This is a genomic window from Pacificimonas pallii (genome assembly GCF_019204005.1).
Taxonomy (GTDB): domain Bacteria; phylum Pseudomonadota; class Alphaproteobacteria; order Sphingomonadales; family Sphingomonadaceae; genus Pacificimonas; species Pacificimonas pallii.
Genome location: NZ_JAGSPA010000003.1, coordinates 562,553 through 574,633 on the forward strand (window position 1 = coordinate 562,553; position 12,081 = coordinate 574,633).

The 12,081-nt window shown below is 60.4% G+C and carries 8 protein-coding genes; 4 read left to right on the forward strand and 4 right to left on the reverse strand.

What is annotated here, in order from left to right; all coding sequences use genetic code 11:
- The first annotated feature begins 90 nt into the window (after positions 1-90).
- Positions 91-717 (forward strand): TetR/AcrR family transcriptional regulator, encoded by a 627-nt coding sequence (locus KCG44_RS11310; protein WP_218446188.1) that lies wholly within the window; start codon positions 91-93, stop codon positions 715-717.
- A gap of 93 nt (positions 718-810) precedes the next feature.
- Here KCG44_RS11310 and KCG44_RS11315 read toward each other — a convergent pair whose 3' ends face one another.
- Positions 811-3,129, reverse strand: coding sequence for a TonB-dependent receptor (locus KCG44_RS11315; RefSeq protein WP_218446189.1), 2,319 nt, complete (start codon positions 3,127-3,129; stop codon positions 811-813).
- A gap of 204 nt (positions 3,130-3,333) precedes the next feature.
- On the opposite strand from KCG44_RS11315, the gene KCG44_RS11320 reads away from it, so the two are divergent.
- Positions 3,334-3,921, forward strand: coding sequence for a TetR/AcrR family transcriptional regulator (locus KCG44_RS11320; protein ID WP_218446190.1), 588 nt, complete (start codon positions 3,334-3,336; stop codon positions 3,919-3,921).
- On the opposite strand, the gene KCG44_RS11325 is transcribed toward KCG44_RS11320, so the two are convergent.
- Both KCG44_RS11325 and KCG44_RS11330 read right to left on the reverse strand, forming a co-directional pair.
- Entirely contained in the window at positions 3,918-6,119 is a 2,202-nt protein-coding gene (locus KCG44_RS11325) for a N,N-dimethylformamidase beta subunit family domain-containing protein (protein ID WP_218446191.1), read from the reverse strand. The two genes, KCG44_RS11320 and KCG44_RS11325, sit on opposite strands and share 4 nt — an antisense overlap.
- A gap of 134 nt (positions 6,120-6,253) precedes the next feature.
- Positions 6,254-8,593, reverse strand: coding sequence for a TonB-dependent receptor (locus KCG44_RS11330; protein ID WP_218446192.1), 2,340 nt, complete (start codon positions 8,591-8,593; stop codon positions 6,254-6,256).
- 199 nt (positions 8,594-8,792) lie between these two features.
- Between KCG44_RS11330 and KCG44_RS11335 the strand changes: the two genes are divergently transcribed.
- Complete coding sequence (locus tag KCG44_RS11335) at positions 8,793-9,551, forward strand: HpcH/HpaI aldolase family protein (RefSeq protein ID WP_218446193.1); 759 nt, start codon at positions 8,793-8,795, stop codon at positions 9,549-9,551.
- Between the two features lie 18 nt (positions 9,552-9,569).
- Here the strand turns inward: KCG44_RS11335 and KCG44_RS11340 are convergent, their stop codons facing one another.
- The gene (locus KCG44_RS11340; RefSeq protein WP_218446194.1) at positions 9,570-10,430 is read right to left on the reverse strand and encodes a Crp/Fnr family transcriptional regulator; all 861 of its coding nucleotides are present in this window, start codon (positions 10,428-10,430) and stop codon (positions 9,570-9,572) included.
- Between KCG44_RS11340 and ilvD the strand changes: the two genes are divergently transcribed.
- Positions 10,429-12,078, forward strand: a complete 1,650-nt coding sequence (ilvD, locus tag KCG44_RS11345; RefSeq protein ID WP_218446195.1) for a dihydroxy-acid dehydratase — start codon at positions 10,429-10,431, stop codon at positions 12,076-12,078. The genes KCG44_RS11340 and ilvD overlap by 2 nt on opposite strands.
- Positions 12,079-12,081: the final 3 nt, after the last annotated feature.

The window sequence follows — 12,081 nt, forward strand, 5'->3', positions numbered from 1 at the left end:
TGATGGTCTTAATATAATAATTTATTATATTAAAGGTCAAGACTATTGTTGGCGGCCTGGAGATGGCAGGCTCGAAGTGAAGGGGAAGCTATGACGTTGATCGCCGCGGAGGATTGGGACGAGGAAATTCTGGGGCGCTGGCCTTTACAGGATCGCAGTCGGCGTCGTGTCGAGCGGATCATGGAGTTCAGCCGCAAGGCGATCGAGCGGGACGGCGTCTACGCGCTCAACCTCAACAATGTCGCCAAGGAGGCGGAGGTCAATGTCGCAACCGTCTATCAGTTTTTCCCCACGAAGAATGCCGTCATCGCGCGCTTGGCGTTGCGCGAATTCGACGAGAATTACGACCGTGTTGAGAAAGCGGCCGCGCAATGCGCAAGCGCCGAGGACGTCAGGACGATGTTCACCGAGGCTTTCGTGACCGCCCATCGCAACAGCGGCGATGCGACCTTCCTTCGCGAGTTGTGGGCGATCATGGAGGCCGATCGCAATTTGCAAAGGCTGAACCAGAAGGACGACGACCGCCTCGCTCAGCTCTTGACCGAAACCTATATGCGCTTTGCGCCCGGTGCGGATGCCGAGCAGGTTCGCAACCGCATTCTCCTGCTTCTGGGGATGAGCGCCTTCGCCATCCGCACTGCGCTGACGTTGAACCGGAACGAAGGCGAAAGGCTCATTGCGGAAGCCAAGCAGCTTATCTTCGGCGTTCCGCTATGAGATGTCGCGGCTGGTGGCCCCAGCAATCTTGACGATGCCTTTCCGCCAGCGTGCCGGGCGCGGGCCGGGACCGCTGGAACGGTAATAGTCCTCCTAAAAATCAAAGCGGGCGCGAACGCCGAAGGTGCGCGGCGCGCCCACGACGACCTGATGGAAACCGAGATCGGAAAGATCGTTGACGTTCACATTATATTCGACGTCGAACAGGTTCTTGACGAACCCGGCGAGCTGCCACCCCCGATCGGAACCAATCGTCAATTCACCATTGACCAGCCAATAGGCGTCCTGCGCTGCAAGAGGCTGATTCTCCGTAAGGAAGAAATGATGGCCGGTATATGTGAAGTTGACACTCGGCCTCAGGAAGAGGTCATCGGACAGATCGGCTTGATAGGAAATGGCACCGCTGAACGTGATCTCGGGCGTCCGCGGCAGCCGGTTCCCGGCCTGGCTGACGCCGGCACTGACAAAATCGACCAGTTCGCTTTCCAGATATCCCAGTGAGAATGTGGCATTCAGACTGTCGACCGGGTTGAGGAACAACTCGGCCTCGGCGCCGTAGATCTCGGCATTGGCGGCATTGTCCAGAATCGTGGCGGGGACGTTGCCGGTGTTGACCAGAGTGAAGACCTGCAGGTCGGAATAATCATAGTAGAACGAAGCCAGGTTGAGGTACCCTATATGGCCGGGAAGAGACCATTTGGCGCCCGCCTCATAGGCGTGGAGCTGTTCCGATTCAAATGGCCCCAGCTCCGCCGCCTGGAAGAGAAAACCACCGTTGAAACCGCCGCTCTTAAAGCCCTTGGAATAGCTTGCGTAGAGCAGCAAGTCGCGGCTTGGCTGGTAATTTATCGCGAGATTTCCAGAGATATCGTCGTCTGAATAGGCAAGGTCGGCCTGATAGAGCGGCACGCGGAATGTCGGCTCCTCGAAGAAGGCTTCGGAACGAAACTCCCGCTCTTCCTTCGTGTAGCGCAAGCCCCCGATTACCGTCAGCTGATCGGTAAGCGCAAATTCCGCCCTGGCGAACACGGCCAGCGATTGCGAATCCTGCTGGTTCTTGTGGCGTGAAAAGGACACCGGCGTTCCCAGCACCGCGCCGAAGGGGTCGAAACCTCCCGGATTGGTCGCCGGCGCCAGTGACGCCACGAGCGGACGCAATTCCCGGAACAGGTCGGCGGACTGGTTCTGCCGCGTGCGTTCGTCGAGATAATATCCGCCGACAATCCAGTTCAGACGGTCGGTCTCGCCCGAGAGCCGCAATTCCTGCGTGAACGTGTCGGTGTCGGCCCCGACGGTGATGGCCAGAAGCTGGAGGGGGCTGCCATCTGAATCCTCGGGCAGGAGGTTCTGCCCCTCCTCATATGAGGTGATCGACGTCAGGTCGACGTCGCCAAGCGCGAACTCAGCCTTGACCGACAGGCCATAGACCTCGCGGTCGATGCTTTCCTCGCGGTTGAAATTCCCCCGATATCGCTTGGTCGTGTCGCGATAGCCAAGGACATCAACACATTCGCCCGCCCGTGACTGACCGGTGGAACATGCCCCTCCGGTTACCGGGTCGATCGTTTCATAGCGTTCATATTGCGAAAAGGGGGTATCGTTGATGTCCGCTCGAAAGCGTAGCAGGATCCGCGCATCGGGCGAGGGTTCCAGCTCGACAAAGGCCCTGAGCGCCCAGAGGTCGGTCCCGTTGCTCCGCCTATCCGTAAGCTCGTTGACGAAAAAGCCATCCGCGAAATGCCGGGCAACGGCAACACGCGCATTCACGCCCTCCGCGATCGGCCCACCCACTGCGCCTTCGATCTCATAAGCGCCGAATTCAGCGATAGAGCCCTGAACATAGCCATCGAGATAGTCGGTCGGCGGATTTGATATATAGTTGATCGCGCCGCCGGTCGTGTTCTTCCCGTATAGCGTCCCTTGCGGCCCTCGTAAGACCTCGACCCGTTGCAGATCGAACAGGAGGAAGTTCTGCGAACTGAACGAACTGAGGTAGATGTCATCAAAATAGAGCCCCACCGGGCCGCTGTTGTTCAGTGAGAAATCGTTGAGCCCGACGCCTCTCAGAAAAACGACCGGCTGGGTACCTGAACCCGCCATCGGGTCGATGATGAGATTGGGCACCTGGGAATCGATATCGGTGCTGTCGGTCACGCCCAGACTCGCGAGCGTTTCGCCGCCAAGCGTGGTGATGGCAACACCGATGTCCTGAGGGTTCTGCGCCCGCCGCTGCGCGGTTACGACAATAGTGCCGCTGGAGAGTGGGGCCTTGGCACCGTCTGTCGATTGCGCTTCGGACTCTTCGGTCTGGGCCAGCGCGGGCGCAGCGACCAATATGGACGCCATTACCGACCCCAGAAGGACGTGCGAACGGGACCTCCTCGATTTCCGCACGACTGACAGCTTATCCATTCATCCTCTCCCCGAACCTTGTTTCGCAATTATTTTGCCTGGGTTTCCGCAGCGTACGCCCGCATCCGCGCGGCGCGTGACACATAAATGACGGTTCCTCATGTTTCATAACATAAGTAAACATCATGTTTGATGGTGTCAAACTTGTTTCTTCGCGCGCCGCGCGCCTATGGGTCGAGGATGACGGGAATCAGGCCATTGCATGTGAGAGCGACACCTAGACAGGATCGCAGCCGCGAAACATTCAGGCGCATTCTCGAAGCGGCGGCAGAATTGATCCACGAACGGGGGAGCGATGCGCTCAAGCTGACCGACGTGGCGGTTAAGGCGAATGTCCCGATCGGTTCGGTATATCGCTATTTTCCCAACAAGCGGGCTATCCTGGCCAAGCTGGCCAGGGAATATTTCAGGCAGTTCAACGAGGATCTTTCGACATCGGCCGTGAAAGCGACCGATCTCGCCAGCCTCGAACAATCCATGCACCGGATGATATGGCGGATCTTCAGGCGTTTTCAAAACGAGCCGGTGCTGCGCGATGTCCTGTCGGGTTGCGAGGCGGATCGCGATATCGAGGAGATCAATCTGGCGGACAGCCGGGAAAGCGGCGATCGCCTGTACGAAAAGTTCATCGAACTGGGGGGCGAGCCCAGTCCGATGAAACGCATCGAGTGCTTTATGATGTGCCATCTGTCGGGCAGCGCCTTCCGAATGGCGTTGGCCGTCCCGCCGAAGGACGCCGATCTTCTGGTCGAGCGCTTCAGCGAAATGGTTCTCAATCAACTGTTCGGCTAGGGAAGCCTGAAGGTCTCCGCCTTGGCGAAATGCCGCAAGACGTTCGTGGAGATGCGCGCGACGTTGTTGTCATAGTCATTATGCGCCAAACTCCCTGCCCAGGCGATCGAGCCGGTTGACCAGACCGCGCCGCCGCTGGCGGTCTCGAAAAACACCATATCGGCCCGGACTTCGGGGTCCTCAATGCCCGGCGGCATGGTCTGCAACAATTCCTCCTTGGCCCGAAGCATGAGCGCATTGTGCTTCTCCGAAGAGGCGATCACGAGGGCATGAGGCGGCGTGCCGAGCGCGAAATCGGCACGGTCGATTTCCTCTCCGGCCGCACCGTCGCCATGCGCGCCGAAATCGCCAATCACCTCGCTTTCGACACCGTCGAGGATGAAGGCCGCGCGCGGATCCGCAGCGGCTTCGGTCAGGCGGTAATGGGTGCTTCCCCCGAAACCCTGCGCGGAAAAGCCGACGCCGACCAGGGATTGCGGGGTTCTGCCAAGCCGCCGCCACAGGCCGCCCAGTTCACCGGAAAACGAGTGATAATATTCGCCGGGTTCGGCCAGCCAGGCTCTCGTGCCGTCCTCTGCCCTGCGGACCTCGATACAGTCCGTGCCATTGGGATCGAAGGCGATCCGCCAGTAAAAGCCGTTGCCCCCCATATACATGAGCCGCCCACCGCGCGCGAGCCAGGCTTCGAGCGCCTCCATCATCGTGGTCGACCAGTATTCAGGATGGGTGCCCGTCACAATGACCTGATATCCGTCGAGCAGGTCGATGCCCTCGCGATGAAGCGCATCGTCGGTGATCGTGTCGTAGGTCTCCCCGGTCTGTTCCAGCCAGGCGATGATGTCGCCATCTGCCGTGAACGCCCAGTTCGACGCTTTCGGCCGGAAGTTGACGATCGGGCGGTGCAGCGATGAATAGTGAACGCCGCTCCCATCCGGATGCATGTCATACAGACCGCCGCCGAATTCGGGATGTGCGCGAAGCAGGGCATCGCCGTCGACGTCCTCGCGCATCTGCGGGTAAAGCGGCGCGAATTGCGGTTGGATACAGAAATTCGCGTAAGCGAGGTAGGAAGCGGTCGGCGCCAGGAAGGCGATGGCCGACTTTGCGGCGTCCAGTTGCGGCAGGATATAGAAAGGCACGTAATCGTCGCTCTCGCCCTGCACGAGCTTTGCCGCGTAGAGGCCGCTCGGAAGATCCGCGGGCACCGTCCAGGTCGCGAACGGCTTCCACTCGGCGTCGGCAATCGCATTGCTGTGAAAGTGCAATGCACCATAATGCGAACTGTCGACCGTCCAGTCATGGACCGTGCCGTCCCACTTGCGTCCACAGGCCGCCCGCGTAGGCAGGTTGACGATGCGGCAGTGACGCGATGCCGGGCCCCTGTCCACGGCTGTTTCACTCGCAATATCGCTACCGAAATCCCAGATGTGGTTGCAGGGCAGTCCAGCATGCGCTTCTGGCGCGGTGTTCCCGTAAAGACCCGCTTCGCTGTCGCTCAGCGCGCGGTCGAAAAACGCGGGCTGCTCAAGCTTGCCATCGAACGCAAGCGCCGGGCGGCCATCGCGATTGGCGGCCCCGAACCAGCATTCGAGATGCGATGCGCGCGCGCCGCGACCCGCCGCACCGGAAAACGTGCCCCATCCTTCGACCAGCGAGCCATTGGCCTCCCGCATCTCCAAACCGTGCTGCGGCGCTGGACATTGACGAATAGTCGCCTGGCCGCCCCCGTCGACATCGATCAGCAACAACGTCCAGCGGCGAGGAGATATGGCTGTGCCGGAAACCATCGCATCTCCGCAGATGAGCTGCGGTACCTTATCCTCAAGGCACAGTTCCAGCCGCGCACCGCTTGCGCTATTGCCGATCGACACGAGACACTGGCGGTGATTGACATGCTCATTCTGCCAGACAAACAGTGCGAGGTGGACGCCGCCGTCTCGGGAAATTGCGCGAACACCTTCGGCAGCCGCGTAGGAACCCGCGAAGATAGGCTGGTGCGGCACCTCGATCCGCCCCGCCCATGCGGCGGGAACCTCGGTTTCTTCGAAGATGCCGCCATCATCCGGATCATCGCAGCCGGTCAACCTGACAAGGCTGACATCGGTCGTCCCGGAGCCATAAGCGGACGCGTGAAACGCGATCTTATCTCCTGCCCGCACTGACAGACGGTCTGCATATCCCACGATGGTCTTTGTCATTGCCCAACACCTCCTCCAAAACGTAATTAATAATTACATATAGAAGAGGGTAATGGCAAGCCTTTCCCCACGCGCCGCCCAGAACCGCGACGATTCTGCGGCGTGCACGAGAGGCCGGCGCGGGACCGGGGTCATCAAAACCGCTTGGAAAGCTCCACGAAAAAGGTCCGGGGAGCGGACAGCGCCGAGGTAATCGTGCCGGTCTGCTGGACGAAATTGAGCGCAGTTATGTACTCTTCGTTCAGAATGTTCTGCACCCGTACCCTGATGCCGAAATCATCCGGTAGCGACAGGCCGATATCGGCGTTCAGCAGAAACGCCTCCTCAGCCACCGCGTAAGGCAATTCGGCCACCTCGGCCCCGTCAATGACGGTATATTCGTCGCGATATTGCCCATCGACGCCGAAATTCAGATCGACGCTGTCGGAAATGGGATGGGAATAACGAGCGGAAAACGAACCGGTGAAATTCGGTGCGATCGGCAAAGGCGACCCTGTCAGATCCGCGATCACAACACCGTCTGGAGTGCTGATCGGGGCATTGGCGAACGTGCCATATTCCGCCTTCTGATATCCGATCGCGGCGGTCACATCGAAATGATCGGTAATCCGCGCCGCCAGTTCCGCCTCGAAACCGACAACATCGGCATCCGCATTGAACGTCTGGGTGATCTGCCCCGTATTGGTGGAGATCGACTGCCTGCGCTGGAAATCCTTGTACTTCTGGTAGAACCCCGTGAACGCGGTCGTCACGCGCCCACCGGCGAAGCTGTTGCGCAACCCGATTTCATAATTCATGACGGATTCCGCATCGAAGTCCCGTTCGGCCAGCGGCGTGCCCCCCGGATCGAGATTGAAGCCGCCACTCTGAAACCCGCGCGAGACGGTGACATAGACCGAACCATCATCATGATAGCGGTAGGTCAACGATGCCGACGGCGAGAAATCGTCGTTGGACTTGCTCAATCTCTGTAGCGGCACGTCGGGATCGAGCGGCGACCATGCGACGCCCTGCTGTGAAAAGGCGCCCCGGATTTTCTCATGCGTATATCGCCCGCCAATCGTCGCCTCGAGCGTATCCGTCAGTTCGAAGGTCACCGCACCAAAAGCGGCATAGCTTTCCACATCGCGTCGCTTGAAAGTCGAACGGTCGCCATAGGGCGTCGGTGCGGCGAAGCCGACGACCGCGCTGAGCGGCAGGAAAACGCCCGGTGCCACCTGCGCTGTGGGATTGTCGAACAGGTTCTGGATCGTCAGCAATCCGGAACCGGTCCACGGCGCCAGAGCGGGGTTGAAGTCGACCACGAAATCCGGTCCCAGCCGAACCAGATCGCTCTCCTCACGGCGGTCGTTGAAATAATATAGGCCGGCCAACCAGCTGACGCGGTCATGCTCTCCGGTGATCTTGAATTCCTGGCTGAAAGAGGAATAGTCGAGCGGCTGGTTGCCCGAAATCACATCCGCCAGTCCGCCGTCGGGATCCCTGAAATTGTCCGACTCGGCGTCGCGATAGCCGGTGATCGACGTGATTTCGCCAAATCCGGTCTCGAGACCCAGGGTCAGATAGGCCCCGATCACCTCTCGGCGTGTCCGGCTCTCGATATTGAGGTCGGGCAGGATGCGATCGAATGGCTTCGCATCGGCGGCCGCATGACCGAAGACATTCCCCAATGCGCCAAAATCCTCGATCGCGTCGAGATAACCCACGCGCGGCTTGTCGCGATCGTAGGTCAGCGCCAGCCGGGCGGTAAAGCGATACCCGGGCGTCAGATACAGTTCGCCGCGCAGGCTCAGCTGGTCTTCGCCGTTCACATGCAGTCCCGACACGGTCCTGTCATAGCCGTGGTGACGGCGGATCCCGCCCGCCAGTTTGAAAGCGAGCTGATCCTCGATCAGCGGCCCGGTGACCAGTCCGGAAAGGTTCAGGAACTCGTGGCTTCCATAGCGGCCGATGAAAGCCCCGTCGAAGTCATTTGAGGGCACGCGCGTGTGAAAATTGATCGCCCCCGCGCTGGTGTTGCGCCCGAAAAACGCGCCTTGCGGTCCCCGCAGAACCTCGACCCGGTCGATATCGACCAGCAGCGTGTTGGCGGCGGAGGAATCACCCACAAAGACATCGTCGATATAGATCCCCGCTCGATCCGCGATGCCGCGGATGGACGAACGGGTGCGCCCGGGCCGATTGCCCGATTCCTCGGTGAAGACATTGGGCGCGAACCGGCCGATTTCACTGAAATCCAGAATCGCCTGCGTTTCGATGGCGTCTCCGCCGATGACAGTCAGCGAAGCGGGAACGTCCAATATGGTCTCGGTCCGGCGACGCGCTGTGACCAATATGACGTCGGACGCTTCCTGTGCAGCCTCCTCGGCAGCCGCGTCTTCCGGCGCCTGCTGCGCCAGAGCAGGCGCGGATTGCAGGGCGAGGATTGCCGCGCATGACAGCAGCGCACCGGTAGGTAATTTCTTCTTATTCATATTTCTTGCCTCCCTTTCTATCATTGCCTCTTTTGACGATTGCTCGTCTCGATCGATGGTCGATGGGCTTGCCGCCTTCATCGCGCGAGATCCGGCCCCGACCTGTCAGTTGCGCGACAGGTCACGAAAATTGCCGCCGCTATTTGCTTGGTGCCCGAAGCCAGTGTCGGTCCGGGCGTGGCAGAAAGGCAGGACATCCATGATACGCGGCGATCTGATGAGAAGACTCGGTAATGGAGAAGTCGTCGTCGGCGCTTTTTCTCCCTATCGCGAGGTTCCGCTGGCCGAACAGATCGCGCGCGCGTTCGATTTCATCGTCTGGGATGGGGAGCACGGATTGATCGAGCCGGCGGACACCCCCGCTCTCTCGCTGGCGTGCCACAGGGCGGAATGCACGCCGATTGTCCGCGTACCGTCGCCTGATGACCGCGTCATCGGCCGCTTCCTCGACCTGGGCGCAGACGGAATCATGGCTCCGATGATCGAAACCGGGGATCAGGCGACCGATCTGCTCGCGGCCATGCAATATCCGCCGCAGGGTCGGCGCGGCGTCGCGATGACCCGCAATCTCGAATTCGGGATGGCGGACAACATCCCCGGCCTGCTGCAAAACAGCAACAAAGATGCCATTGCCATCGCCCAGATCGAAACCCGTAGAGCGGTTGAGAATATCGATGCGATTCTAGGGGTTGCGGAGGTCGACATCGTCTTTATCGGGCCCGCCGACCTTTCGCTGAGCCTCGGCTGCCCGCTCCAGTTCCAACACCCCGATTTCATCGCCGCCGTGGTCGGGATCGTAGGAAAAGCGCGCGCCGCCCAGAAGCATGTCGGCATTCTTGTCGATAGTCCGAATCAGATCCCCGCCCTGAAAAGTCTGGGCGTCCGCATGTTCGCCTGTTATCTCGACAGCCTGTTAATGTCGGCCGTCACCGAATTTACCGCGGCTTTCGAAAAATAAAGTCGGCGGATCGGCTGCTCAATCGGTTTCGCGCGCCGCAAGAGCCTCCTCACTCATCGCTCTCAGTAGCAGCGTGCGGTCGGCGATGATGATTTTTCCGTCGATCGAGTCGAGATACCCATCGCGTTTGAGGCGCTGAAGCTCGGCATTCACGCTCTGCCGGGAATACCCCACCCACTTGCCCAGGTCGGATTGCGAAAGCGTGGTCCGAATGGCGAGACCACCACCTCCGTCGGCGGCATTGGATTCGGCCAGAACGGCCAACCGCCTGAGTATCCGCAGGCGCAAGGGCGATGACGACGCCTCCTCCAGGAGGCGGAGCACCAGGCGAAACCGCAGCGAAACCAGTTGCAGGAGATGTTCGGCAATGATCGGATATTGCGCGCGCAATGCGTTGAAATGCGCCTTGGCGAGCCTGCGCAGGGAAACCTCACCACGCGCATGCGCCGAATTCTCCCGTTTGCCGCCATCGATCAGGCCTTGTTCTCCCAGACAATCGCCGGGGCCGAACACGGTGATAATGGTTTCGCGGCCGTCAACAGCGATGTGGCTGATAACGACCTCGCCCGAAATGACCTCATAGAGCGCGTCGGCTTCATCACCCTGGTGAAAGATTGCCGCGCCCGCGGGGAATGAAACGGGCGACATTCGTTCCCTGATGGCATTGCGCACCGCGTCCGGCAGGTTTTCCAACCATCCCCCCCCCAGCGCCCGCGCCCATAACTCGATCATCCTTTCAGGAACGCCGAACGCGCGATGCGCCAGCTCATCCTCCCGAACCATCGCGGCGATTGTCGGCTGGCCGACAGCGCGCCCGGTTCCCTCCCAATAAGCCAGTCTTGCATCTGAAAGCGCCAGAGAAAAGAGCCAAATCACCATGACGGACAGGAACAGCAAACTGATCTATGACAGCGGCAACCCGTCGATGGACGGATTTCGCAGGGGATTACTCCAGGGTGTCGCTCTTGATACCGAAGTGCTGCGCAAGAGACCGTTGATCGCGATCGCCAACTCGCATTCCGAACTGACCACCGGGCACGCGCATCTGAACAAGCTGGCCGAGAGGGTGAAGATGGGCATCCTCGCCGCGGGCGGGGAGGCGTTCGAGTTCAACGTCCCGGCCCCCTGCGATGGCGTGGCCATGGGTCATGACGGCATGAACTACGTGCTGGCGCAGAGGGACCTGATTGCCGACATTATCGAAACCCATGTGCGCTCGCAGAAGTTCGATGGCCTGGTGATGATTGCCGGATGCGACAAGATAAATCCCGGCATGATGATGGCCGCGGCGCGGCTGGACATGCCGTCAATCTATCTGGCAGGCGGGCCCGGAACATTCGACATTCGCAACAAGCGCGGCGAAGGAACAAAGCCCAGCATCAACCACTCCGACCATTACGACAATTTTGAAAACCTGGCGGCCTCGGTCACCTGCGCGACCTGCGGCGCGTGCGAAATCATGGGAACGGCGAACACGTTCCAGTGCCTCGCCGAAGTCATGGGCATCTGCCTGCCGGGTTCATCCAATGTCCCCGCGACGGATTCGCGCAAGCTCTCCTACGCCCGCAGGACCGGCGAGCGGGTCGTCGAACTGGTGCGCGAGGGCACGACCTTCCGCGACATTCTGACACCGGCGGCGATGCGGAACGCGGTCATTATGAATATGGCCATTGGCGGGTCGACAAATGCGGTATTGCACCTGCCCGCCGTCGCCCACTCGCTTGGCATGGAACTGCCGCTCTCCGTCTTCGACGAATGCAGCGCGACCACGCCCACCCTGCTGGCGATCAGTCCCAATGGACCCTGGGGTATTCCCGACCTGTGGGCGGCAGGGGGCATGCCGGCTGTCATCAAGACCATGCAGGGCGATCTTGATATGAGCTGCCGAAGCGTCGGCGGGGGCACGTTACAGGACGTGGCGAAAAACGCGCGGGTTCTCGACAGCCGCGTCATCCCCGACCGCAGCGAACCCTTCCGAGAGGATGGCGGCATCGCCGTGCTGCGCGGCAATCTCGCGCCGAACGGCGCGGTGATCAAACAGGCCGGCGTATCGACCGATCAACTGAGCTTCAGCGGCAAGGCGATCTGTTTCAATTCGGAGGCGGAGGCGCTTGCCGCCATTCGCGAAGGCGCAGTGACCAGCGAACATGTGGTGGTCATCAGATATGTAGGGCCCAAGGGTGCGCCGGGCATGCCCGAAATGCTGGGGATCACCTCGACTCTGAAATTCATGGGGCTGCGCTGCGCGGTTGTGACGGATGGCCGTTACTCGGGCGCCACGTCCGGCATCAGCGTTGGCCACATCGCACCCGAAGCCTATGATCGCGGGCCGATCGCCGCCGTGATCGACGGCGACACGATCCGCATCGATATCCAGAAACGCGAGCTTGAAATCGACCTCACCGATCAGGTCTTGTCGGACCGTCTGGACGCGCTTGACCCGGTCGAAACCCCCATCCCGCCCGGCTTCATGCGGCGTTATCGCAAACATGTCAGCTGCGCATCCACCGGTGCCGTGCTGGATTAAGGC